This is a genomic window from Ruegeria sp. O11 (assembly GCF_056535285.1).
In genome coordinates, this window is the sequence record NZ_JBQERS010000001.1 from 791,590 (window position 1) to 815,892 (window position 24,303).

At 54.5% G+C, this 24,303-nt stretch carries 18 protein-coding genes and 2 tRNA genes; 8 read left to right on the top strand and 12 right to left on the bottom strand.

Features of this window, described 5'->3' with window-relative positions; genetic code table 11:
- Window positions 1-40 precede the first annotated feature (40 nt).
- The 3 genes from ACRZ91_RS03960 to ACRZ91_RS03970 all read left to right on the top strand — a co-directional run bounded on the left by ACRZ91_RS03960 (window position 41) and on the right by ACRZ91_RS03970 (window position 1,431).
- A tRNA-Asn gene (locus ACRZ91_RS03960) sits at window positions 41-115 on the top strand.
- Between the two features lie 199 nt (window positions 116-314).
- On the top strand, window positions 315-1,196 hold the full coding sequence (locus tag ACRZ91_RS03965; RefSeq protein WP_170774049.1) for a hypothetical protein: 882 nt from the start codon (window positions 315-317) through the stop codon (window positions 1,194-1,196).
- A gap of 160 nt (window positions 1,197-1,356) precedes the next feature.
- A tRNA-Asn gene (locus ACRZ91_RS03970) sits at window positions 1,357-1,431 on the top strand.
- A gap of 19 nt (window positions 1,432-1,450) precedes the next feature.
- Here ACRZ91_RS03970 and ACRZ91_RS03975 read toward each other — a convergent pair.
- The 4 genes from ACRZ91_RS03975 to zwf all read right to left on the bottom strand — a co-directional run bounded on the left by ACRZ91_RS03975 (window position 1,451) and on the right by zwf (window position 6,915).
- Window positions 1,451-3,070: a long-chain-fatty-acid--CoA ligase gene (locus ACRZ91_RS03975; RefSeq protein ID WP_319547262.1), complete on the bottom strand. Its 1,620-nt coding sequence runs from the start codon at window positions 3,068-3,070 to the stop codon at window positions 1,451-1,453.
- A gap of 106 nt (window positions 3,071-3,176) precedes the next feature.
- Complete coding sequence (gene pgi, locus ACRZ91_RS03980) at window positions 3,177-4,787, bottom strand: glucose-6-phosphate isomerase (RefSeq protein WP_480902766.1); 1,611 nt, start codon at window positions 4,785-4,787, stop codon at window positions 3,177-3,179.
- A 5-nt stretch (window positions 4,788-4,792) separates the two neighbouring features.
- Window positions 4,793-5,464, bottom strand: coding sequence for a 6-phosphogluconolactonase (gene pgl, locus ACRZ91_RS03985; protein ID WP_170774046.1), 672 nt, complete (start codon window positions 5,462-5,464; stop codon window positions 4,793-4,795).
- On the bottom strand, window positions 5,461-6,915 hold the full coding sequence (zwf, locus tag ACRZ91_RS03990) for a glucose-6-phosphate dehydrogenase (protein ID WP_170539983.1): 1,455 nt from the start codon (window positions 6,913-6,915) through the stop codon (window positions 5,461-5,463). Before zwf ends, pgl begins: the two co-directional genes overlap by 4 nt.
- 164 nt (window positions 6,916-7,079) lie before the next feature.
- Between zwf and ACRZ91_RS03995 the strand changes: the two genes are divergently transcribed.
- Window positions 7,080-8,033, top strand: a complete 954-nt coding sequence (locus ACRZ91_RS03995) for a radical SAM protein (protein WP_480902768.1) — start codon at window positions 7,080-7,082, stop codon at window positions 8,031-8,033.
- Here ACRZ91_RS03995 and ACRZ91_RS04000 read toward each other — a convergent pair whose 3' ends face one another.
- Window positions 8,034-8,729 carry a lipid-binding SYLF domain-containing protein gene (locus ACRZ91_RS04000; protein WP_480902770.1) on the bottom strand — a complete coding sequence of 232 codons (696 nt, stop codon included), beginning with the start codon at window positions 8,727-8,729 and terminating at the stop codon, window positions 8,034-8,036. It abuts the gene before it with no gap.
- A gap of 102 nt (window positions 8,730-8,831) precedes the next feature.
- Window positions 8,832-9,101: an usg protein gene (locus ACRZ91_RS04005; RefSeq protein WP_170470617.1), complete on the bottom strand. Its 270-nt coding sequence runs from the start codon at window positions 9,099-9,101 to the stop codon at window positions 8,832-8,834.
- 224 nt (window positions 9,102-9,325) lie between these two features.
- On the opposite strand from ACRZ91_RS04005, the gene gyrA reads away from it, so the two are divergent.
- The gene (gyrA, locus tag ACRZ91_RS04010) at window positions 9,326-12,031 is read left to right on the top strand and encodes a DNA gyrase subunit A (RefSeq protein ID WP_480903378.1); all 2,706 of its coding nucleotides are present in this window, start codon (window positions 9,326-9,328) and stop codon (window positions 12,029-12,031) included.
- 286 nt (window positions 12,032-12,317) lie between these two features.
- Here the strand turns inward: gyrA and ACRZ91_RS04015 are convergent, their stop codons facing one another.
- Both ACRZ91_RS04015 and ACRZ91_RS04020 read right to left on the bottom strand, forming a co-directional pair.
- Window positions 12,318-13,208, bottom strand: a complete 891-nt coding sequence (locus tag ACRZ91_RS04015; protein ID WP_480902773.1) for a DUF2950 family protein — start codon at window positions 13,206-13,208, stop codon at window positions 12,318-12,320.
- A 1-nt stretch (window position 13,209) separates the two neighbouring features.
- Window positions 13,210-14,511, bottom strand: coding sequence for a DUF3300 domain-containing protein (locus ACRZ91_RS04020; RefSeq protein ID WP_480902776.1), 1,302 nt, complete (start codon window positions 14,509-14,511; stop codon window positions 13,210-13,212).
- A gap of 547 nt (window positions 14,512-15,058) precedes the next feature.
- Here ACRZ91_RS04020 and ACRZ91_RS04025 point away from each other — a divergent pair.
- Both ACRZ91_RS04025 and ACRZ91_RS04030 read left to right on the top strand, forming a co-directional pair.
- Entirely contained in the window at window positions 15,059-17,542 is a 2,484-nt protein-coding gene (locus ACRZ91_RS04025) for a response regulator (protein WP_480902778.1), read from the top strand.
- A gap of 3 nt (window positions 17,543-17,545) precedes the next feature.
- Window positions 17,546-19,150 (top strand): adenylate/guanylate cyclase domain-containing protein, encoded by a 1,605-nt coding sequence (locus tag ACRZ91_RS04030; RefSeq protein ID WP_480902781.1) that lies wholly within the window; start codon window positions 17,546-17,548, stop codon window positions 19,148-19,150.
- Here ACRZ91_RS04030 and ACRZ91_RS04035 read toward each other — a convergent pair.
- The 4 genes from ACRZ91_RS04035 to ACRZ91_RS04050 form a co-directional block, all read right to left on the bottom strand.
- A complete protein-coding gene (locus ACRZ91_RS04035; protein WP_480902784.1) occupies window positions 19,147-19,533 on the bottom strand; it encodes a response regulator in 387 nt (128 codons plus the stop codon). The two genes, ACRZ91_RS04030 and ACRZ91_RS04035, sit on opposite strands and share 4 nt — an antisense overlap.
- A gap of 524 nt (window positions 19,534-20,057) precedes the next feature.
- On the bottom strand, window positions 20,058-21,527 hold the full coding sequence (locus ACRZ91_RS04040) for a carboxypeptidase M32 (RefSeq protein ID WP_480902786.1): 1,470 nt from the start codon (window positions 21,525-21,527) through the stop codon (window positions 20,058-20,060).
- A gap of 5 nt (window positions 21,528-21,532) precedes the next feature.
- Window positions 21,533-22,678: a heme A synthase gene (gene ctaA / locus ACRZ91_RS04045; RefSeq protein ID WP_480902788.1), complete on the bottom strand. Its 1,146-nt coding sequence runs from the start codon at window positions 22,676-22,678 to the stop codon at window positions 21,533-21,535.
- A 62-nt stretch (window positions 22,679-22,740) separates the two neighbouring features.
- A complete protein-coding gene (locus tag ACRZ91_RS04050) occupies window positions 22,741-23,484 on the bottom strand; it encodes an RNA methyltransferase (RefSeq protein ID WP_480902790.1) in 744 nt (247 codons plus the stop codon).
- Between the two features lie 154 nt (window positions 23,485-23,638).
- Here ACRZ91_RS04050 and ACRZ91_RS04055 point away from each other — a divergent pair, with 154 nt between their 5' ends.
- The gene (locus ACRZ91_RS04055) at window positions 23,639-24,259 is read left to right on the top strand and encodes a thiamine phosphate synthase (RefSeq protein WP_480902792.1); all 621 of its coding nucleotides are present in this window, start codon (window positions 23,639-23,641) and stop codon (window positions 24,257-24,259) included.
- Window positions 24,260-24,303 lie beyond the last annotated feature (44 nt).

Here is a 24,303-nt window from a genome sequence, read left to right on the forward strand (position 1 = left end):
TCTGGACGGAGAAAATCCGTGTTGTTATACGCCCCTCAGTTCCGGCGTAGCTCAGCGGTAGAGCAGTTGACTGTTAATCAATTGGTCGTAGGTTCGATCCCTACCGCCGGAGCCAATATCCATATGCATTCTCATTGCGCTGACAGATCGTACTAACCTTCCAGAGGTCTATTTTGGTGCAGTTCTGAAACGGCTGAGACGTCTTGTTTTCTGATTGCCTTGTCGCGGTCCATATTGGTGATTAGGACTTAACCCAATAAACGATATTGGCGGATTGTTTAGCTGCAATCGCGTGTACAGGAACAAGAACAAATATGCGCCACGAGTACGAAATAGGGATGCTGTGGGTCGAAGGCCCCCTCAGCTATGTAGAAGTTCTTTGCGCTCAATCTTTCTTAGATGCAGGTCATCATGTAAAACTCTACCATTATGGACACGTGCAAAATGTGCCGGAAGGTGTAGAGCTTGTTCACGGCGATACCGTACTCGGCAGTGATCGCTTTATCAAACACGGTAGAACAGGTAGCTTCGCGTTGTTCTCTGATGTATTCAGGTATCATCTTCTTCAACAAAATGACCGGATGATCTGGGCGGATCTTGATGCTTATTGTGTCAAGACTTTCAAGTCGGAGACTGGTCATTTCTACGCCTGGGAATCCGACTATCAAATTGCTGGTGGTGTTTTAGGCCTACCTTCAGACAGCGAAGCGCTTGGGCAACTTCTTGAGATGACTGAAGATGAATATGGAATTCCTGAATGGTATCCTGATGAAGAGAAGAAGCGCCTTGAAAACCTAAGAGAGGCTGGAACTCCGGTGCATGTTGGTGATTTACGTTGGGGCGTCTGGGGTCCGCATGCAGTGACTCACTATCTGCAAAAAACCGGAGAATCGAAATACGCTTTTCCAGAAAATTGGCTTTATCCAATAAGTTTTAAAAACCGCCGCTTTTTAATGCGGTCAAAATGGGCCCGAAAAGTGCGCCGTGCTGTAACTGAAGATACTTATTCAGTTCATTTCTATGGGCGTAGAGTCCGGCAGTTTTTGGCCACTATAGGAGGCGTTCCTGAACCGGGCAGTTACATGGAACAGTTGTTGACTAAGCACAACATTAACACCGCTGCGGCACCTATTTTTACGCGGCAAGAGCGTGAGGCGCAAAAGGCAACTCAGGAAGCAACTCCATCTGTAGAATAAACCTGCAGGTAGCCTTTCCAAGCGACAATGCTTACGTCGATGCTAAGAGAAAACTCACAAGCAAAAACACAGCGTTTTCTTGGCCTTTACTAATTATCTTCAAAAAATAATCTTATCCTCTGGACGATGCCAAAGCTGATTGTTATACGGCGCGGACCGTTCCGGCGTAGCTCAGCGGTAGAGCAGTTGACTGTTAATCAATTGGTCGTAGGTTCGATCCCTACCGCCGGAGCCATTCTTCCCCCGTTTGGCAATCACCCCATCAGCACGTCGCTAAAATCCGCACGCAAGTTCCGTTTCAGGACTTTGCCGGTTGCGTTCAATGGCAGAGCGTCGACGAATACAACTTTGTCTGGGACCTGCCATTTGGCGATCTTACCGTCGAAGAATGAAAGTAAATCCTGCTCGGTCGGCTCTTGGCCTTCCGCCTTCACAGCAACCAAAAGCGGGCGTTCATCCCACTTCGGATGTGGCACACCCACAACCGCCGCTGTCGCCAGTTGAGGGTGCGCGACAGCGATATTTTCCAGCTCAACAGAACTGATCCATTCGCCACCTGACTTGATAATATCCTTCGATCGGTCGCGGATGGTCATAAATCCATCCGGGTCCAATGTTGCCACGTCGCCGGTTGCGAACCAGCCATCCTGCAACAAGGCCTCATCTTGCATGTGGAAATAGCTGTCTAGCACCCAATGGCCGCGCACCATCAGATCACCCTGCGTTTCACCGTCATGGGGAAGGTCGCTGCCATCGTCATCTACGATTTTCAGCTCAACCCCAAAGGGCGGGCGGCCTTGGCTCTCGCGTAGTTTGTGTTGTGCTTCAATGGGCATTTCCAGATGCTTGGCCATAGGATAGTTCGTAGTGCCCAGCGGGCTCATTTCACTCATACCCCAAGCATGGACGGTATCGACGCCATAGGTCTCGCGAAAGGTTTCGATCATCGAAGGCGGGCACGCTGCACCCCCGATCACGGTACGATTCAGGCTCTCCAGTTTGGTTCCACATGTCGCCGCGTGCGCCAGAAGGCCCTGCCAGATGGTTGGCACACCCATCGCCAATGTCACGCCATAAGTGTCAATCAGATTAACCAATGCTTCCCCATGCAAACCCGGCCCCGGCAATACCATGCGTGAGCCGGACATGGCGCTGGCATAGGGTGAACCCCAAGCATTGACGTGGAACATTGGCACCACCGGCAAAACCACATCCATCGCGGAATAGCCGATCACATCACGTGTGTTTGACGCGAAGCTGTGCAGCAAGGTCGAACGATGCGAATACAGAACACCTTTGGGGTTTCCTGTTGTGCCCGATGTGTAACAAAGGCTAGAAGCGGTATTCTCATCAAAACTGGGCCACGCGTAATCCGCATCGCCGGTTTCAATCAACTCGTCATAGAAGATCAGACCAGGGACCTGAGACAACGCGGCCTCATCTCGTGCCCCCATCAGCACGAAATGCTGCACCTCGGTCAGATGCTCCTGAAGCGCGGCGACCAACGGCAGGAAAGTTGCATCAAAGAACAGAACCCGATCCTGCGCGTGGTTGATGATATACGTCAGTTGTTCAGGGAAAAGACGCGGATTGATCGTGTGACAAACGAAGCCCGCGCCGGATACGGCATAGTAGATCTCAAGATGGCGGCGGTTATTCCAGGCCAGTGTGCCCACTCGATCCTGCGGCTGTAGCCCAAGCTTCATAAGCGCCGAAGCCATACGGCGGGCGTTCTGCGCGATCCCCGCCCAGTTGGTCTGGGTCACGGTTCCGTCCGTCTCGACTGAGATTATCTCGGTCTGTCCGTGATAGCGTTCGGCGTGATCAATCAGCGACGAAATCAGCAAAGGCTGCGTCATCATCTGTCCCAGCATGGACAATCCTCCCATCGTCAGCGCTTGGCCGCGCCCTTCTACATTGGCAGAAACCCTGCCAAGATTTTAATTGTCTGACAATAAGAGAGTTTGGCTGAGTGCCGTGTCAACCTCGATGGCGTAGCGCGTACTCGACCAGACCGGCTGTCGAACCATCCTTGCCTTCGGTGCCAACTTCGCCATCGACAATGGGGCCCAGAGACGTCGCCAGTTCTTTGCCCAACTCAACGCCCCATTGATCGAATGAATTAATGCCGAGCAACACGCCTTCGACAAAAACCCGATGCTCGTACAGCGCAATGATCTGGCCCAGCACATATGGCGTAAGCTGCGGATATATCAGGGTTGTTGATGGGCGATCCCCCGAGAACACACGGTGGCGTGCCTGACGCTCCAGCTCTTCGCCGGTCAAACCTTTATCCACCATCCGCGCGCGGGCTTCATCCAATGATCGGCCTTGCATCAGAGCCTCGGACTGAGCCAGGCAATTGGCCAGAAGCAGACGATGATGATGGGCCAATTCAGGCTCATGCCCATTGGCTGCCACCATGAACTCGCACGGGATCACGTCAGTGCCCTGGTGAATCAGTTGATAGAATGCGTGCTGTCCATTGGTGCCAGGCTCGCCCCAAACCACCGGACCTGATGGCACGGCCAACGCACTGCCGTCCATTGCTACAGATTTGCCGTTCGATTCCATTTCAAGCTGCTGGAAATACGCAGGAAGCCGCAGAAGGCGCTGATCATAAGGCAAAACCGCACGGCTGGCGTAACCCAAAACCTGCCGATGCCAGACACCGACAAGCGCCAACATGACCGGCATGTTTTCAACCCACTTCGCCGAGCGGAAATGCAGGTCCATCGCCTGCCCACCTCGCAGAAAAGCATCGAATGCATTTGAACCTACAGCGATCATCACCGGCAATCCGACCGGGCCCCAGACCGAATAGCGTCCGCCCACCCAGTCGGCGAAACCGAACACGCGCTCTTCGGGGATGCCAAATGCAGCTGTCTTATCCACCGCGCTCGAAACGGCAGCGAATTGCTGCGACGGGTCTCCGCCTCCATCCACCATCCAAGCCCGCGCCGTCCGCGCGTTGGTCATGGTTTCGATGGTGGTGAAGGTTTTCGAGGCCACGATAACCAGCGTGCGCGTCGGGTTGAGCATGCGCAACGTGTCGGCGATATGCGCCCCGTCCACGTTCGAGACGTAATGCAACTTTGGACCATCGTGATACGGTGCCAGGGCATGTGTCGCCATGACCGGACCAAGATCCGAGCCGCCGATGCCGATATTCACAACATCCGTAAAGCTGCCCCCTGCCCCCTTGATCGCCCCGCCGCGCACCTCTTCGGCAAACACGCGCATCCGCTGCAATGTTTCCAGAACGTCTGGCATCACGTCCTGACCATCCACCTCGACCGGACCGCCATCGAGGTTGCGCAACGCCGTATGCAGTACCGCACGCCCTTCGGTCTCGTTGATCTTTTGGCCCACAAACATCGCAGTCCGGCGATCCGCCAATTTGGCCTGGTCACAGAGTTGAATAAGTGCAGAACGAATGTCGTCGTTGATCTGAGTTTTAGAGTAATCAAACAACAAGTCGCCGCTGGACGAGGAAAAACCCTCAGCCCGGTTTGAATCTGCATCGAACAGATCAAGTATTCTGCGATCACCGATCGATTTAGCCAGAGACTTCAGTTGATCCAATTGCATGGTGACTACTCCGCCCAGTGGACAGTCATGCCGGTTAGCACGGCCGCGATAGGCGCCTCTTCTGGCGGTAGTGACATGGCGCGATCCAGCGCATCGCGCTTGGATTCTCCGAAGATAATGAGGTGTTTTGATAACGCACCTTCGAGCACGGGTGCGGTCAGTGTTATTCTCGCCTCGGGCTGCACGTCTGTCCTTGCCACCGCAAGTGTTGGCGCGTGGCTGTCCAGCGCGGCAGTCAGGCCCTGCATCCCAGGAAAAAGAGAGGCCGTGTGCATATCCTCACCCATGCCAAGAACCAGGACCGACAGAGGCAAGACGGGAGTGATCAGGCTTTCGATCTCAGGCAGAACCGCCTCGGGCTCATGACCTGCGACAAACAATGGCAGGTACTGCGCGACAGAAGCGCGATTGGTCAATAGACGCTCGCGGATCAGCCGCTCGTTCGATCGTTCTTGGTCTCCCGGTACGCACCGCTCATCTGTCGGCAACACGCGCACGCGATCCCACTCAAGATCAGCCGCACATAACCCATCAAACACCGGCCCCGGGGTGGTGCCTCCGGGAACGGCAAGCGAAACAACATCGTGGTGCAACAACGCGGACTCAAGGTCTCCGGCCAGTGCATTCGCGACATCAATGGCCAGCATGTCACGGTCTGCATATTCTTTAATATTCATGGGTTTATTCCTTGCCAGCGGCGGTGATCTCTCTTCATCAGCAGTTCGGCGTCGCCCGGGCCAGTGCTGCCATTTTCATAAGGTTTGGGCACGTCACCGCGCGCCTTCCAGCCCGCAATGATCGGGTCGGTCCAGGCCCATGCGGCCTCGACCTCATCACCGCGCATAAACAGGGTCTGGTTGCCGCGAATGACATCCATCACCAGCCGCTCATAGGCGTCTGGCGGGTCCTGATTTTCGGGTCCAAGCGCCTCGGCAAAGCTCATGTCCAGCGGAACGTCGACCAGCCGCATCCCACCCTGCCCCGGCTCTTTGATCGTCACTTTCAGAGTAATGCCTTCATTCGGCTGCAACCGAATCGAAAGCGCATTTGCGTGACGCCCTGCCTCTTCGCCGAAAATCGAATGCGGCGCATCCTTGAACATCACATTGATGACCGACGACCGCGCCACCAATTCCTTACCAGTTCGCAGATAAAATGGAGTGCCGGCCCATCTCCAGTTGCTGATATGCGCGCGCAAAGCCACATAACTCTCGGTCGTGGACCGGTTGTTACCCACAACTTCGCGATACCCCCGACCCTGTTTTCCACCGGCAAACTGTCCCCGAACAATGTGGTGCGGTTCAACCGGGTCCAGCGCACGGATCACCTTGAGCTTTTCGTCGCGCACCGCATCCGGGTCAAACTTTGCGGGCGGTTCCATCGCGATCAGACACAAAAGCTGCATAAGGTGGTTCTGCATCATGTCGCGCATGGCACCTGCACGCTCGTAATACTCTTCTCGCCCATCGATGCCGACTGTTTCCGCAACGGTGATCTGAATGTGATCCACGTACTGGCTGTTCCACAATGGCTCGAACAACATGTTGCCGAACCGGACCGCCATCAGGTTTTGTACCGTCTCTTTACCTAGATAGTGATCAATTCGATAGATTTGCCCCTCATCAAAATGCGACGCCAACGTTGCATTCAAAGCGCGCGCACTTTCCAGATCGTGCCCAAACGGCTTCTCAACAACGATCCGGGTCTGAGGGGTGGCGAGATTATGCGCTCTGATCCGCTCGGCCAGCGGACCAAACAGTCTGGGACCCACCGAGAAATAGAACGCTCGGATTCGATCCGTGCTCAGCAATTCGGACAATGGAGCCCACCCGTCTTCGGACAAGGCATCCAGCGGAACATAATTTATGCGCTGTAGAAAACCTTTTACCGCCTCCGGGTCTTTAGACCGTTTTGGCGCATACTGACGCAAAGATTCGGCAACTATATCCCGAAAGGATTCAACGGTTAGCGCACCCCGTGCCGCGCCTATGATCCGGGTGGCCTCGGGCCATTGTCCGGCGCAGTAACGCCGAAACAGAGCCGGAACGATCTTGCGCTGCGCCAGATCGCCGGTTCCGCCGAATATGACCAGATCAAATGGGTCAACGGGTATGACGCGAGAAACCATGACTTTTCCTTACCTTGCCAGTCGCGGCATGTCCAATGTTAGCGCAATCAAAAATGTCGAAATCTTCGAACATCAAAACTCTGTCAGCAGGGCGTCAACGTACTTAACTAAACCGGCACGAACGATTAAGTCGGTTTGGTAAATGCACAAAACCGGATGCCGGAATGAAAGACAACGCCACTCAGGCTGCAAATATCGGGAAGTTTCAAAACAGTTTGGTGACAGCGGACGGGCAAACGCGCGCGTCTGTTGCGTTATCCAATCCGGAAACTCTGTGGTTCAATACCGGCACGCTGTGCAATATCGAATGCGTCAACTGTTATATCGCCAGCAGTCCCACCAATGACGCGCTGGTTTACATCGCAGCAGACGAGGTTCGCGCTTATCTGGATCAGATCGAAGAACGCCAGTGGCCAATCCGCGAGATTGGTTTTACCGGTGGTGAGCCCTTCATGAACCCTGAAATGATCGAAATGACCCGCGCAACGCTTGAACGCGGCTACGAGGTTCTGATTCTGACTAACGCCATGCAGCCGATGATGCGTCGCACGATGCGCGAAGGGTTGCTGGAGCTGCAACGTGACTATGGCGGCAAGCTGACACTGCGCATTTCGGTCGATCACTACCGCCCGGAATTACATGATGAAGAGCGTGGAAAGGGTAGCTTTGCCAAGACGCTGATCGGTATGGAATGGCTGCGGGATAACGGCTTTAAGATGGCGATCGCCGGGCGTACCGTGTGGGGAGATTCTGACACCGACAGCCGTGCAGGCTATGGCGCATTTTTTGCAGAACATGGCTTTAACATCGATCCTCAAGACCCGGGTCAAACCGTGCTGTTTCCCGAAATGGATGAATCCGTTGAAGTGCCTGAAATCACCACCGCTTGCTGGGGAATTCTTGATAAATCTCCGGATGCCGTGATGTGTGCCAGCTCACGCATGGTGGTTAAACGCAAAGGCGCGGAACGTCCGGCTGTTTTGGCATGTACATTGCTGCCATACTCACCTGAATTCGAAATGGGCGAAACCTTGGCCGAGGCCGAAGCCGACGTGCATCTAAACCACCCGCACTGCGCCAAGTTCTGCGTTCTTGGTGGGGCAAGTTGCTCCGGTTAATCAGTTAAGTTCAGGTGATTTCCAGAATTTTGTACCTGAGGCTCCCGCTGACACACGCCATCCTTTCTTGCTCAGAACAAAGAAGGATCGGCCATCGGTAAAGCGCAGCGTGTCTCCCGCGCGATCCTCACCATACATTGCGCCTGTCTCCGCGGTCGCATCGTAGCCGTGATCAATAAAATTCTCTAGATCCGCAGAGGTTTCGAACAGGATCACGAACTTGGTTTCAAAGCCCCCGATCCCAATAGCTCCGCCAACGCCCCCGGTCCCCATGTTCATATAGGTGTGTTGTCCTGTGTCTTTTGAAACGGCCACACCGCGCCCATAACCTGCAGATACCGGAAAAACCGTCACCTTGCGCGAGTCAAAAACCGCGTATCCAGCGCAGACATCGTATAGTTCTAGTGCCTGTGGATTCTCGGCAAGTAGTTGATCAAGAATTTCGCCCGCCATCAAATCCAACTTGGCACGTGTCTCTTCAGGCGTGGCCTCGTTTCTTAGCAGTTCCGAAGTCGAATCAATGGTTTCGTCGACGGCGTTCGCACCTTTCTCGATTGTGTTACCAACACCCTCTGCACCGCGACCTATCGCGTTTGCAGTATTCTCAGCCCCCTTTTTGATCTTATCCAGAACCCCTTCGGCGATGGCAGGACCGGTCAGGAAAACCGCAGCGGCGAGGATAAGATATCTGAGCATAGAGTGATTCCGTGTAAGACCATCAGTTTGGTCATTACATTATCTCAATCGCGACATTTGAGAACCGGACTTTCGATTCCTGAAAGGATATCCGACGCCCGATTAGTTCACGCGAAACTCTCCAACCATATTCCGCCATTCGCCCGGAGCGATCATCTTTCGATGTGTGAACCGAACAGAATGCAGCGGTCCTTCAATTTCTTTTTGCCAGAATTCCACGAATTCAAAAAGTTTGGGGTGATCCGGGGCAAGATCATAATCCTGCCAGATAAAAGTATTCAGAACGTGTATGTAATCGGGCATGTGATAGAAAAATTCTGCGGTTGTCAGCCCGTACCCTTTCAACATGAGTTCGGTTTCGTTTTGCGCCATCCAGACCTCCAATTTTGTTGCAAGGTCTTCTCAGGGTAACACGAAAATCACCTAATACTTAGATAACAATATGTTACTCTACTGTTACCGGGCTAATTTGGCCACAAGACGGTTGCTTGCTTGCACCTTATATGCCGGGTCTGATAAGGTGCATCCACAAGATATAGATCAAAAACAAGACACGGGCAGCCTACGTGAGCGATACGCCAGAAATACCTGAAAACATGGATGAAACACCGCCCGAGCGCCCCGTTTATGACGGCCCGACGGTATCCATCGAATCCGAGATGCGCACGTCCTATCTGGACTATGCCATGTCGGTCATCGTGTCGCGCGCCATTCCCGATCTGCGCGATGGTTTGAAACCAGTGCACCGCCGCATCCTGTATGCAATGCACGAAACCGGGAACACGCACGAAAAGGCCTACCGCAAATCGGCCCGCCCGGTCGGCGACGTGATGGGTAAGTACCACCCGCATGGTGATAGTGCGATCTATGACGCGCTGGTGCGGATGGCACAGGATTTCTCGATGTCCCTGCCGCTACTGGATGGTCAGGGCAACTTTGGCTCGATGGACGGCGATAACCCGGCTGCCATGCGTTATACCGAAGTTCGGATGGACAAGCCTGCCGCGTCCCTGCTGGCCGATATTGAAAAAGAGACGGTCGATTTTCAGGACAACTATGACGGCAAAGACAAAGAGCCGACCGTCCTGCCCGCCCGTTTCCCAAATATGCTCGTCAACGGTGCCGGCGGTATCGCTGTGGGTATGGCAACGAACATCCCTCCGCACAATCTGGGTGAAGTGGTTGATGCAACTCTGGCGCTGATCGATGACCCGGACTTGACCTCGGAACAGTTGATCGAATACGTCCCCGGCCCCGATTTCCCGACCGGCGGCGTAATGCTGGGCCGGTCCGGCGCGCGTAAAGCTTATCTGGAAGGCCGTGGCAGCGTCATCATCCGTGCCAAGACCCGTGTCGAGGAGCTTCGTAAGGACCGCTACGCCATCGTTGTCGATGAGATCCCCTATCAGGTGAACAAAGCCGCGATGATCGAAAAGATTGCCGAGGCCGTGCGTGAGAAGCGGATCGAAGGTGTGTCCCATGTGCAGGACGAATCCGACCGAAATGGTGTGCGCGTCGTCGTCGAATTGAAGCGCGATGCAACACCCGAAGTGGTGTTGAACCAGCTCTATCGTTTCTCACCGATGCAAACTTCTTTCGGCTGCAACATGCTGGCCTTGAATGGTGGTCGCCCCGAACAGCTGACCTTGCGCCGCTTCCTGACATCCTTCATCGACTTTCGCGAGGATGTGGTTGCACGTCGTACTGCGTACGATCTGCGCAAAGCACGCGAACGCAGCCATATCCTCTGTGGTCTAGCGGTCGCTGTTTCCAATGTGGACGAAGTGGTCGCCACGATCCGCTCGTCTGCAGACGCGGCACAAGCACGTGAAAAGCTGATGACCCGCCGTTGGCCGGCGGCTGATATCGAAGGCTATCTGCGTCTGATCGACGATCCTCTGTCAAAGATGAACGACGACGGCACCTATAACCTGACCGAAGTTCAGGCCCGCGCCATCCTCGAACTGCGTCTGCAACGTCTGACCCAACTGGGTGTCAAAGAGGTCACGGACGAGCTTGAAGAACTCGCCGCCAAGATCAAGGAATACTTGGATATTCTATCTTCGCGCGAACGCATCATGTCGATCATCGGCGATGAGCTGCGCAGCGTGCGCGACCAGTTTGCCGTTCCACGTCGCACCGAAATCGTTGACTGGTCCGGCGACATGGAAGACGAGGATCTGATCGAGCGTGAGGATATGGTCGTGACCGTCACCTCGGGCGGATACATCAAGCGCACCCCGCTGGCTGATTTCCGCGCCCAGAAGCGAGGCGGCAAAGGTCTGTCCGGCATGCAGACCAAAGAAGAAGACGTGGTCACCACGCTCTTCGTGGCGAATACCCACACGCAGTTGTTGTTCTTCACAACGGATGGCATGGTCTACAAGCTCAAGACCTGGCGACTGCCGCAATCGGGGCGGACTGGCAAAGGCAAAGCCATCGTCAACATCCTGCCGATTCCAACCGGGGTTTCCATTGCTGCAATTATGCCGGTGGATGTGCCGGATGAAGAATGGGAAAACCTGCAGATCATCTTCGCCACCAGTGCGGGCACTGTGCGGCGCAACCGTTTGTCAGATTTCACCAACGTCAAGCGCAACGGCAAGATCGCCATGAAGTTCGAAGAGGATCACGCCGACACCAAGTTGATCAACGCTCGTATCTGTTCCGAAGATGATGACGTCATGCTGGTCACTAAATCTGGCCGCGCAATCCGCTTCCCAACAACAGATGTACGGGTGTTCAACAGCCGGTCGTCTGTTGGTGTACGCGGTGTACGTCTGACCGGCGATGATGAGGTGGTTTCGATGTCGGTCATCCGCCACTTCAATGCCACCTCGGATGAACGGGCCGCGTACCTTAAAATGCGACGCCTGATGGCCGGTGTCACCGATGAAACCGAGACGGACGAAGATGAAGGAAACGCCGACAGTGTGCTGCCTCAGGAACGTTATGCCGAGATGTCGGCTGCCGAGAACCTGATCCTGACCATTACGGCAGGGGGCGCGGGCAAGCTGAGCTCAAGCCACGATTACCCGGTTCGCGGACGCGGCGGTATGGGCGTGGCAGCGATGGACAAGGCCATGCGCGGCGGTAAATTGGTGGCATCCTTCCCCGTTGATATTGACGACCAGATCATGCTGGCCACCTCAAAGGGTCAGTCGATCCGGGTGCCGGTTGATGGGATCTCTTTCCGCTCCCGCAGCGCGGGCGGTGTGAAAGTCTTCAACACGGGCAAGGGCGAAGAAGTCGTCAGTGTTGCCTGGATTGCAGACCAGGGTGATGAAGAAGCCGAAGAGTGAAGGATCGAGAAAGAAATCGGGTGAGTTAAGCTCGGTTTCTTTGGTCTAAACCTTCCAATTACCGCTCTGCGGACTTTTCAGTCATTCAGTCGAAACGTGTGAAGGCAGAAGAATGGATCAAGTCGTAAGATGGGCAATTTGCTCGCAGTCACAATGGGTGTTGCAAGAGCGATCCAGGCTGAACCTATTCGGGTACACGTAAACATCGAACTGAAGCTTGTCACACGAACCGCAAATAGTGGCCTCAGCAAAGCGCAGAGCTTAAGCGCCACTTTCAATCCAAATATTACTCGACCGGTGACCAATTCGTGTCTGGATCATAAGCAGAAATTTCAGATGCAATACTGAGTGTCTCCGGGCCAAAATCTGCCTCGTAGACTATGCCGTTTTCGCCTACCAGAAAGGAATGAATACCAGTTTCTCCGTAGTCTGCCGGTATTGCCAGCAAGGCATGTCCTGCAACAAAGTGATCCCCGACGAAATAGGGGTAGGCACCCCCTGGAGCGTTAGGGCCCTGCTCTTGCAGGATTGTGTAATAATAGCCAAGAAACGGTTCGGCTTCATAGTCAACCTGACCGTCACTCCACCCCGAAGCTGCGGCGCGGGCAAGCGCTGCACCGACAAAGCTGTCTTTTCCAGGCCAGAAGAGACCGTTCTGCTCTTCCGGATCGGAAATGATCGTCTGAGCGAATTCCATAACGCCATTCCCGTTATGGTCCACAAGCCGGAAAGCTGCCTGCAGGTCAACATAGGCCTCAAGCAATTCGATCACTTCCAACTCATTCAAGCCTATTTCACGAGCTGAAAGTTCCTCGATCCCAGCCTCCAGGTCAAAGCGCCAACCGTCATCTGTACGCAGAATTGGGATAGGAAAAGGCCAACCGTCTTCACCCAGAAGAAGTACAACGCCATCGTCCTCAGGCCGGAAACGATACCCCTCGGCATACATGCCAAGCACTTCCTGCCTTCTTTCTTGATCTTCCGCCGGATCACCCGTTCCAACCAGATCCTCGGCTTCAGGCCCGAAAATTTCGATCAGCTTGCTCTGATCATTAGCCCTCAACGCATCAACAAAAGCATCCAGTGCGGTTTGTGGCGTATCAAATCTGGCTCCTTCAGAGAGGGCCGGGCTTGTGGTCGCGGCGAGCAACAAAATTGAAAATACCGATCTACGCATCTTACCGTCTCCGCTTGCCTTTAGCGGCGTGTCCACGCTTGGACGCGCTTTGAGTTCTGCTGCCGGACGCCGTTTTCTTCATCGCTTGCCCTTTGGATGCCGCGGGCTTGCGCTGCGTCGATGCGGCTTTCTTCGCCTGCGGCTTCTTGGCGGTCTGCGGTCTTTGTGCGACTGGCTTTTTCGCTGAATCTGGACGTTTGGTACGATCAATGGCTTGTTGCTTTGCGGCAGCCTTGTCCCGATCAGCGTTTTTCCGGTTCGCTAAGGCACCGCCTGCTACAGCCCCTGCTCCCGCACCGACCGCGGCTGCAGCCGCCCCGCGGTCCCGGCTAATATCTGCAGCACCGGATTCTCGGCTCAACTTTGCACGCAGCTCATCCGTGCGACCGTCAGGACGGTTAACCGGCAAGTCGCTACGGCCACCTTCGGGTCTTTTGTGGTCCGCTATTTTGTTCCGGGCCTCCTGTTGCCGGTCAGGATCGGGGTTCCATCCGATATCCGTTCGGTCACCTAAATCTATATCATTGCCGATATTGACGTTGCCATCCACGTCTATGTCGATGTCTGGATTTCTATAAATCGGACCGCCGCCCCAGCCACCGCAATTTCGGCACCCCCAGTAGTCGTTCCAATCATCGTCGTCGTCAAAAATTTCGTCGATCAGGGCAACAGCGCCAAAAGTCAGTAGTGCGGCGCCCACAACATCCCCGGTTGACGGGCCAGTATAAATCGTCTCGGGATTGTATTGTGGAACGTATACCGTCTCGGGTTCTGTCGGTGTAATTACTACGTTGTCGTCGTCAGACACTTCGACAGTTTGCTCGGGCCCTGAAACCAGAGCGCCGCTGTCAATTGCCTGATCCCGCATGACCTGCACCGCATCCATCACATCGTCGGACTGGGCCAACATGGCAGTGCCAACTGTCTCGGTCCAGTCGATATGGGTGGCCATCTGACCAACAACTTCGGGGAACGCCGTTGCCAACACACTGACAGAAGGATCCCATCCCATCGCATCGATTTCGGGCTCTAGTTCAACAGGGTCGCGGTCGGCGTTATCGAGCAAATACCGCTCAGCCTTAACAATTTCCAATGGCTGGGTTGCCGCGACAAATATCTGTATGAGTAACGTGTCGGGATAAAGAGCAACCGGGGCGACCAATGTCTGCAACTCAGCGTCAGTTAGCAGACTGGACGAGGTCGCCGAGGTATCATCTTTTGCTGCTACATCTTCGGACGACTCTTGCGCTAACGCGGAAGTAGATACGTAAATACCGAATGCAATTAATAGTAACCTAAACATATTGCGATCCTTCGATTTCTTGAAGGATCACCTAAGACTGCGATTCTGGCAACCGATCAGTCAATAAAACGGTTGTGGGATAATAATCGACACCCAATCAAGTTTGAGCGAGTGTCCGCTTTGGGCTCGAAGCGAACGTTGCTTTTAAGCAAAACCCTGAATTCATAAACTTTCATACGCCTTTTAGAGGTTAATATTCGGCCCTCGCTCAAAGCCCATACAATGCCCCAAACTTGTTCTCAAGATAGGTCAACAATGCCTCCGGCCCGGGCTCGACACCACTTGCCCTCTGGATGATTTCGCGTGGCGCATAAAGGCCGCCAAATTGCTGGACGCTCTCGCGCAAAACTATGGCCTCTGGAGCGTCATAGGAGAAAAATAGGATGGCTCAGAAACGGTATTGAGATGAGAATTCGCTGCCCGAACCATGAGAACCTAACCGTGCGCAACGAACACATTCAAAAATGCAACCGTCGATAAATCTTGCAAGATTAGGGCCGCACCTGATTTAGTGACCGAAAATTGGGCGGCTTTTGGGGGGAAGCGCGTGCAGAAAGCACAAGAGCAGGACTACGAAGCCGAATTACGCATTCACGAAGCACTGGACGTTGCGTCGACAACGCCAGTATTTGCATTGTCTTTCGTGATGGCCTTTGCTGTGATGACATTGCAAATCGGTCCCTCGAACCTGACGCTGGGCGCGATCGTGTCTTTGGTCATGTTGCTGATCATGAATGTGATGGGGATGAAAAGCTATTACGCGTTGCGTAACAAGCCTAGACCAAAATCAATCTCGAAACGGCGATTGAGGGTAATTCTCATCACCTCACTGATCCTTGGAACAGGTTGGGGCAGTTTCAACTTTTTCATGATGCCGGTCTTGGCACCGCATGAACAGATGGTCCTGTATCTTTTCGCGTTTATCGGAGCATTTGGCGGCTCTACAACATTTTCGCTTAGGGTGACCTGGGGCTTCTCAAGCTCAATTCTCTTTCTAACTTGGCTGTCCATGCTTCTATGGGGGCCTTTGGAATGGTATTTTAATACTCTCATCATATTGGGCACGATTCTGGTCATAACTCAGCTGACACTCTTAACCAGAAAAAGTGCGATCAACGGCATCAATTTGACGCTGGCCAACACCAAGGCGCTGAACAATCAGCTTAGGGCTGAAAACCGGATACGTGAATTGGCGCGCATTCCGGAAGAAAACCCGAACCCGGTGTTGCGTATCTCTGAGAAAGGCGAACTGACTTACGCCAATAAGGCAAGCGCTCCATTAATCGAAGCACTGCAGCTAAGAGTTGGTGACCGCGTGGGAACGGGTTGGCGCAAACGAATTGCCAAGGGTTTGCAGGAAGATCAAAGGGCAGATTTCCAGTATAAGGCTGGTGGTCAGACCTATTCTCTTTTGCTGTGGCCGGTTCCGGAAGGAGGATACGCGAATATCTACGGTCGGAATATTACGCAGCAAAAACGCGTGGAGAGCGAGTTGCGGGTGGCCCGCGACACAGCTGAAACCGCTAACAAGACTAAAAGCACGTTCCTTGCCAATATGAGTCATGAACTGCGCACACCGCTGAATGCGATTATTGGATACAGCGAACTAATGTTGGAAGAAGCCATCGACCAGAAGGACGAAGCAAACCTGAGCGATTTGAAGAAGATTCAATCTGCCGGGAAACACCTGCTTGCGTTGATCAATGATGTATTGGACCTCTCCAAAATCGAAGCCGGAAAGATGGAGTTCGAACTGGAAACTTTCGACGTTTTCCAGATGATCAAAGATGTTAGCGCGACAGTGCAGCCGTTGGCTGAGCAGAACAACAACACGCTGGAAATTGAGTGCCCTGAAGATATCGGCGAGATGGTCTGTGACTTGACCAAGGTGCGGCAAGCCCTGCTGAACTTGTTGTCCAACGCTTGTAAGTTCACAGAACATGAAAAGATCACGTTATCGGTTGTAAAATCGAACGACACAGATCGACTGGAATTTGCGGTCACCGATCACGGCATCGGCATGTCGCCAGAGCAGGTCGAGAGGATATTCGATGCGTTTACGCAGGCAGATTCCTCAACAACGCGTAACTACGGTGGTACCGGATTGGGGCTGTCTATCACAAAGGCCTTCTGCGAACAGTTGGGCGGCAACATTCACTGCGAAAGTGCGCTTGGCGAAGGTTCGACCTTCACAATTCGCCTGCCGCGCATCTGTCGCGACCCGTCAACAGGCGTGATGCGTCTGGCTGACCAGTCAGAGAATGAATCGAACAATGACCCGAATGCTCCACTGGTTCTGTTGGTGGATGACGATCCGACCGTGCATGATCTTCTGGGTCGACGATTACTTCGTGAGGGATATCGCGTTCTCGCATCGGCCAACGGCGATGAGGCATTGGAACTGGCTCGAACAACCCGTCCTGATGCCATCACGCTCGATGTCTTCATGCCCGAAATCGATGGCTGGGCTGTTTTGTCCAAGCTCAAGGACGATCCCGAACTTAGGGATATTCCTGTCATTATGTTGACTTTCGCAGAGGATCGCAAAAGAGGTTTGTCGCTGGGAGCCAGTGAATATCTGGGCAAGCCAATTGACACGACCGAGCTGCTGAGTGTCCTTAAAGAGCACTGCCCGACTCTGCCAACGCCACGCGTTCTGGTCGTCGAGGACGAGGCTGCAACGCGTGAGCTGATCTGTCGCGTTCTCGAAAAAGAAGGCTGGCAGATTGACGAGGCGATCAATGGACTGGATGCCCTTCAACGCCTCTCTCAGTTCGTGCCGGACGTGATTTTACTTGATCTCATGATGCCCGAGATGGACGGTTTTGAGTTCTTGGCGGGGATAAGAAAGAACCCGGAGTGGAAGAATATTCCCGTCATCATCGTGACCGCCAAATCCCTGTCCAGCGAGGACCGCGCGCAACTGAATGGCTCGTTCCAGACGCTGGTCCGCAAAGATGGGGATGAGATTGAAATTATTCTGAACCAGTTGAACGAAATCCTTTCGGCTTCTCGATCTGAAGACGTATAGGCTGTGAGTAGCACCCCGAACACCCAACCCGAGCAGGCACAGGCAATGTGGCTGGCAAATTTACGCCAGAACCTGATTCCCCCGGTCAGTGCGATAGTCGGGCTATGTGAGTTTCTCGAAAGTGAGGCTGAACGCCTTACTCTGAAGGAAGCCGCATCAGACCTGAACCGAATATATCAGGCTGCAACCGAACTAAGCGTGTTTGTGGACCAGCTTCTGCATCCCCGAATGGCCTTGAAGCTTACGGTAAGCGGTGACGAAGGAGTGAAAAGGCTTCGTCACGATTTGCGAACGCCGATGAATGCGATCAAGGGCTACAGCGAAATGCTGCTTGAGGATCTGGAGGATCTAAACGCAGGACATCTGGAGTTGGACCTGCGCGGATTGCTGAAGCATACGGATTCTCTATTGCAAGAAATTGATGTGCTCGCATCGTTGTCCGACAACCAGTCCGGCGATGGCTTCAAAATACCCGAGGCATCGCAGGACGCAGCTGAGATGTTCGCAAATCTGGCTCAAAGCATGCGCTCGATTGATCCGGTTGCGGAGACTGCTTCGCTAACCGGAACCATCCTAGTCGTAGATGATGTCGAAGCTAACCGTACGCTGCTTGCCCGGCGGCTCGAACGGGATGGCCATCAAGTCTGGACCGCCGACGGAGGATATTCGGCTCTGGAAAAGCTGTCTCAACACGCGTTCGATCTGATCCTGCTTGATCTTATGATGCCGGATCTCAACGGTTATGATGTTTTGAAGCGACTGAAAGAAAACGATGACTGGCGCGACATCCCGGTCATCATGATTTCCGCGCTCGATGAGATCGAAAGCGTTGCGCGTTGCGTTGAGATCGGAGCAGAAGATTACCTCCCTAAACCGTTCAACCCAATCTTGTTGCAAGCTCGGATCAACGCCGCGCTTGAGAAAGGACAGTGGCGGGAGCGAGAGCGCCTCTATCTCTTTCAGATGGAGGCAGAGAAGCAAAATTACAAAGACCTTTTGCATAGTATTCTGCCGCAAAAAATCGTGACACGGTTGAACGATGGAGAGGCCACGATTGCCGACCGTCATGACGATGTGACTGTCCTGTTTTCGGACATGGTTGGCTTTACGGAGATGTCGGCGAAATTGTCACCCGCGCAAGTGGTTCACTACCTTAATCGGGTTTTTTCGGGCTTCGACAAGACGGCTTCGGAACTTGGTGTGGAAAAGATCAAGACAATCGGAGACGCCTACATGGCCGCAGCCGGAGTACCCGACCACCGGAATGACCACGCTGAAGTGATCGTTGAACTGGCTTGTCGGATGTTATCTCAGGTCGAAGCGCTGAACCACGAGCTGGACTACCCTATGCATCTTAGAATCGGCGTCCACAGTGGGCCCGTAGTCGCCGGAATAATCGGGTCACACCGTTTTCTCTACGATGTTTGGGGGGATACAGTGAATTTCGCCAGCCGTCTTGAAACAACGGGTGCGCCAGGCCGCATTCAAGTCTCAGAGGAGACCGCAAGGCGGGTTACGCATTGCTTTGACCTAACTAATCCGATGGATGTGAGAATTAAGGGCAAAGGCCAGGCAAAAACATATTTCATCACTGGACGGAAATCTTAGTAGTCGGATCTTCCTCCAGAGGCTGACAGCAGTTTTTCCATTATCTCAAGTAAACGGTTAAGTTCGACAGGTTTGGTATCAAAGTCATCGCAACCTGCCTCCAGCGCCTTTTCCCGGTCGCTGGCCATTGCGTGTGCCGTAAGCGCAACCACCGGGATTGAGGCCGTCTCGGGTGCTGCCTTGATGCGTCGGGTCGCCTCCCATCCATCAATCTCAGGCAGGCTCATATCCATCAAAACAATGTCGGGACGTGCTTCACCAGCCATGGACACGCCTTCCAACCCGTCCTTCGCAACGATAACTTGGAATCCTTTGCGCGCCAACCGACGCGACAACATATCGCTGTTCATTTCGTTGTCTTCCACCAACAGAACTTTAGCCAAATTTCCCCCTTTACGCATGCGCGCCATTTGACTGCCCACGAGACAGAGTGTTTCCGGATCCATTTTCAAAATGTCGAACATACCACAAGATTGCGCAAGTCGTTTCGGTTGAAGCATTCTTTCATCAATTCAGCTTCACGCAATGAACAAATTAGTGTCTTCAGGTAATGTCTTCTTTTAGTCCATCCAACCTGCTACGAATTTCGCTTTCCCACCCTTGCTGTTTTTTTGCTGCGGTCAAGTTGCGCCCAAAGCAATCGTTCATTGTCAGATTGCCAATGGCGGTAGTGTCCGCGTCTCGTTCATTGCCTGGGGAATTCTCGCTGCGCCGGGCCCGAATGGCGGCTCCTTACGCCGCATCGCCGTACTCAAGATAATGCACCCCCAGCAAAATCTGCGCTGTTTGCGTTTGCAGCGAGAAAATCAAATTCACAGGATGGGCTCGAGGCAGGCGTTGCTTTTGAGCAAGATCCTGAATTCAAAAACTTGCGTACACCTTCAGGAAGTTAATAATCGGCCATCGCTCAAAGCCCATACAATGCCCCAAACTTGCTCTCAAGATAGGTCAACAACGCCTCCGGCCCGGGCTCGACACCACTTGCCCTCTGGATGATTTCGCGTGGCGCATAAAGGCCGCCAAATTGCTGGACGTTCTCGCGCAGCCACCCGGTGGCGCCCGAGGTATCGCCCGCAGCCAATTGCATATCCAAATTCGGTACGGCCTTGCGCAAAGCCTGATTCAGACATCCTGCGTAGACATTCCCCAACGAATAGGTCGGGAAGTAGCCAAACAGCCCAACCGACCAGTGCACATCCTGCAGGCACCCATTCGAAGGCTTGTCGACCGCATATCCAAAATCTGCGGCGAAACGATCATTCCACGCGGCTTCAAGGTCGCCGACTTGCAGATCACCTGCCATCAACGCACGCTCAAGATCGAAGCGTAGCATGATATGCAGGTTGTACTGCACTTCGTCCGCTTCGGTTCGGATGTATCCACTGTGTACTCGGTTAACGGTGCCATAGAAGGCATCGGCGTCGGCGATGCCAAAATCGCCAAAGGCGTCTTTCATTTGATCGAAAAGCCAGCCGGTGAAGGCGCGGGACCGACCCAGTTGGTTTTCATAAATCCGGCTTTGGCTTTCATGCACTCCCATGGATACACCGCGCCCTAAAGGTGTCAGCAAATAATCCGGGTCGATCCCCTGTTCATAAGCTGCATGTCCCACTTCGTGGATCGTGGAATAGAAGCAATTGAACGGGTCCGTTTCGCTGGTTCTGGTGGTGATGCGTACATCCAGCCCGCTGCCAGAACTGAACGGATGTACAGCTTTGTCTACGCGACCATTATTTAGGTCATAGCCAAAGGCGACGGCCAGCTTTTGCGACAGGCGCATTTGGATCAACTCGTCAAATCTACCGGTCAGAGCCGCAGGCTCGGGCCGATCTAGGACAGCTGCGCGCAAAGCGACCAGACGTGGGCGCATCTGGCCAAATATCTCGGCAATCTGCGCACCCGTCGTGTAGGGCTCGTAATCTTCGACCATTGCGTCGTAGATATCACCGCCTTGAGCAAGCGCTGCACCTTCCTCGCGCTTAAGTGCAACAACCTCTTCCAGGACGGGCAGAAAAGCAGCAACCTCCTCGTTGGCGCGGGCCTGCGCCCATTTTCCCTGTGCCTCGGGCGTCACGCGTGCAATTGCAGTAGCCAGGTCCGATGGAACCTTCACCGCGCGATCATATTCGCGTCGAATTTCCCGCAGCTGAGCCTTGTCCGCTTCGCTGCTTGCATATGCGCTCTCCAGCCATTCCGCCACACGCGGGTCTGAGCGGCGCGCGTGAAGCACGGCTTCGATCGCGGCCATCTCTTCGGCCCGTTGTGGAGCTGCGCCGCGCGGCATTACCGTTTCCTGATCCCATCCCAGACGTCCGGCGATCTGGCCAAGGGCCGAAGTTTGGCGCTGATAGGCCATCAGGTCGTTGAAAGCTGTCATCTGGGTCATGCTCCGCGCAAAGAAGTTGCAATAGGATAGGCCGTGAGAAAACGTGCACGCAGGATCAGCGTCCAAACCACGACAGCCATGAATTGGTGGAATATCGCGATTTGCCAGGGTGCCGCGTAGATCACTGTCATAATACCGACCACCACCTGTAGCGAAAGCGCAGCGAATGCGGCGTTGAAAGCGAACCGCGTCTGCGGATGCGCACTTGCCGCGCCGCGCCGCCAAACAACGACTCCAAAGGCGAACAGCAGATAACCAGCGCAGCGGTGGATGAATTGCACAAGACCCGGGCTTTCGAAGAAGTTCCGCCACATCGGTTCAAGCATCGTGGCATCCGGTGGCAGAAGCTGCCCTCCGATCAAAGGCCAATCCGTATAGGAACGACCTGCGTCGATGCCCGCGACCAGCGCCCCAATGAGTATTTGCAAAAAGGCGAAATGCATCAGACCTGTGGAAAGCGAGAACAACCGGGTTTCCTTTGCGCGGCGTGCTTGCAACAGATCGCGCTCCTCGCGCGCCAACATGAAGATGTACCAAGCCAGAAACCCGAGGATGACGAACGCAAGCCCCAGATGCACCGCTAGTCGATAGCTTGCAACTGCGGTCATCCCCTCGCCTTGCGTCACACCCGACGCAACCATCCACCATCCAACAGCCCCTTGAACGCCACCGAGCGCTCCGGGGATCAGCAATCGACCGGTCCAACCAGCCGGTATCTTGCGGGCGACAAGAAAACCGAAAAAGCCGACAGCCCAGACCAGTCCGATCACGCGGCCCAGTTGGCGGTGGCCCCATTCCCACCAGTAAATTGATTTGAAATCATCCAGCTCCATCCACTGGTTCTGGATGCGCCATTGATCGATTTGCTTGTATTTATCGAATTCGGCCTGCCAGTCAGCCTCGGAAGTCGGTGGGATGGCCCCGGTGATCGGACGCCATTCGGTAATCGACAGGCCGCTATCTGTCAGTCGGGTCAGTCCACCGACCGCGATCATGATGACCACAAGCGCAAACAGGATCATAAGCCAGACGCGAATGGCCTGGCGTGCACCACCGCGCCCGCGATCGATCACACCCGGCTGAACCGCTTGTTGTTTTTCAGAGTCTGAGACGTCTTCGAAGATGCTGCGCTTACCGCTCATGCTGTCCTCTTGTGCCTTGGATTTCGTCGCAAGCTAGGTTGACTTGGGGGCGAGGTCCAGCCTCAGCCCCGATCCTTCCAGCGGACCATCTGACGCATCACCCCGTGCAGCATTTGCACATCCGCCCGCGTCATCCGCATCCTAGACCACAGATTGCGCAGGTTGGTCTTCATCCCTTCGGCCTTTTCGGGCGGGTAGAAAAATCCCGCCTCTTCCAGCCGATCCTCGTAATGCTCGACCAGCTTTTCGACCTCGATCCCCGTAGCCCAGTCGCCTTTGCCCAAATCAGTTGCTTCATGCACCACATCCCCGGTTTGGCGCATCCACTCGTAAGCCGTCAGCAGAACGCATTGCCCAAGGTTCAGCGACGCGTATTCGGGATTCACTGGCACCGAGATAATCGCGTTTGCCTTGGCGATATCTTCATTTTCAAGCCCGGCGCGTTCTGGACCGAACAGCACAGCCACCTTTTCGCCAGCGGCCACCTTTTCCGCGGCGATTTGCATTGCCCGTTCGGGGCTGAACACTGGCTTGGTCAGGCCCCGTTGCCGTGCAGTAGTCGCAAAGACATATGTGCGGTCCCCCAATGCTCCGGCCAGATCGTCGAACAATTGTGCCTCATCCAGCAATCGCCCTGCGCCGCTGGACATCGCCACCGCCTTGGGGTTCGGCCATCCATCGCGCGGCGCGACAATCCGCATCCGATCCAGTCCGAAATTCCACATCGCCCGTGCAGCAGCACCGATATTTTCGCCCATCTGCGGGCGCACAAGCACGAAAGAAGGCTGGGATATATCGCTGGGCATGGCTGTCTCCGAAAAGGTCTGCCTGCTCTAATCGCCTCTCCCCCGCAGGGCAAGGCACCCGGCGCGTCTAATCCAGCACGAGACGGCATAAAAGTTTGCTTCCCGCCCGCAATCCGCTAAACCGCGCGAAAGACTGAAAGCGAAGGACGCGCCAATGGACACCCCCGAGCAGCCGCAGATTTATCTGATCACCCCGCCAGCGATCACACTGAGCACTTTCCCCGACCAGTTGTCCCGCGTTCTGGACGGAGCCGAGATCGCCTGTATCCGCCTGGCTCTGGCAGGAAGTGACGAAGATACCATCGCTCGCGCCGCTGATGCCTGCCGTGAGGTTGCTCATGCGCATGACGTGGCGCTGGTGATTTCGAACCATGTACTGCTGGCGCAACGGCTGGGTCTGGACGGGGTGCATCTGGACGATGCGGCACGCTCGGTCAGGGCTGCGCGTAAGGAACTGGGGCCAGATGCCATCGTCGGCAGCTTTTGCGGAGCCTCCAGCCATGATGGTATGACCGCTGGAGAAGGTGGGGCAGACTATGTTGCCTTTGGCCCGGTGGGCAACGTCGCGCTGGGCGATGGAACCCGCGCTGAGCAAGACCTGTTCCAATGGTGGTCGGAGATGATCGAGGTTCCGGTGGTGGCCGAAGGCCGGCTAACCGAAGACCTGATCCGAGACCTGACCCCCTGCACAGATTTCTTTGGCATCGGCGATGAGATCTGGTCACATGACAACCCGCTGGATGCATTGAACACTCTGATCGCCGCAATGCGCTGACGACTGTGAGCGTTAACCCTTGCACCCGCGTCGGGGCTGCGGCA

What these genes read in the sequence shown, in the direction of transcription:
- zwf (WP_170539983.1), bottom strand. Translation starts at nt 6,915, where the DNA reads ATGGTTTCTCGCGTCATACCCGTTGACCCATTTGATCTGGTCATATTC.
- ACRZ91_RS03965 (WP_170774049.1), top strand. Translation starts at nt 315, where the DNA reads ATGCGCCACGAGTACGAAATAGGGATGCTGTGGGTCGAAGGCCCCCTC.
- ACRZ91_RS03975 (WP_319547262.1), bottom strand. Translation starts at nt 3,070, where the DNA reads ATGCTGGGACAGATGATGACGCAGCCTTTGCTGATTTCGTCGCTGATT.
- pgl (WP_170774046.1), bottom strand. Translation starts at nt 5,464, where the DNA reads ATGAATATTAAAGAATATGCAGACCGTGACATGCTGGCCATTGATGTC.
- ctaA (WP_480902788.1), bottom strand. Translation starts at nt 22,678, where the DNA reads ATGAGCGGTAAGCGCAGCATCTTCGAAGACGTCTCAGACTCTGAAAAA.
- ACRZ91_RS04050 (WP_480902790.1), bottom strand. Translation starts at nt 23,484, where the DNA reads ATGCCCAGCGATATATCCCAGCCTTCTTTCGTGCTTGTGCGCCCGCAG.
- ACRZ91_RS03995 (WP_480902768.1), top strand. Translation starts at nt 7,080, where the DNA reads ATGAAAGACAACGCCACTCAGGCTGCAAATATCGGGAAGTTTCAAAAC.
- ACRZ91_RS04020 (WP_480902776.1), bottom strand. Translation starts at nt 14,511, where the DNA reads ATGTTTAGGTTACTATTAATTGCATTCGGTATTTACGTATCTACTTCC.
- ACRZ91_RS04015 (WP_480902773.1), bottom strand. Translation starts at nt 13,208, where the DNA reads ATGCGTAGATCGGTATTTTCAATTTTGTTGCTCGCCGCGACCACAAGC.
- ACRZ91_RS04000 (WP_480902770.1), bottom strand. Translation starts at nt 8,729, where the DNA reads ATGCTCAGATATCTTATCCTCGCCGCTGCGGTTTTCCTGACCGGTCCT.
- pgi (WP_480902766.1), bottom strand. Translation starts at nt 4,787, where the DNA reads ATGCAATTGGATCAACTGAAGTCTCTGGCTAAATCGATCGGTGATCGC.
- ACRZ91_RS04055 (WP_480902792.1), top strand. Translation starts at nt 23,639, where the DNA reads ATGGACACCCCCGAGCAGCCGCAGATTTATCTGATCACCCCGCCAGCG.
- ACRZ91_RS04040 (WP_480902786.1), bottom strand. Translation starts at nt 21,527, where the DNA reads ATGACAGCTTTCAACGACCTGATGGCCTATCAGCGCCAAACTTCGGCC.
- ACRZ91_RS04005 (WP_170470617.1), bottom strand. Translation starts at nt 9,101, where the DNA reads ATGGCGCAAAACGAAACCGAACTCATGTTGAAAGGGTACGGGCTGACA.
- gyrA (WP_480903378.1), top strand. Translation starts at nt 9,326, where the DNA reads ATGGATGAAACACCGCCCGAGCGCCCCGTTTATGACGGCCCGACGGTA.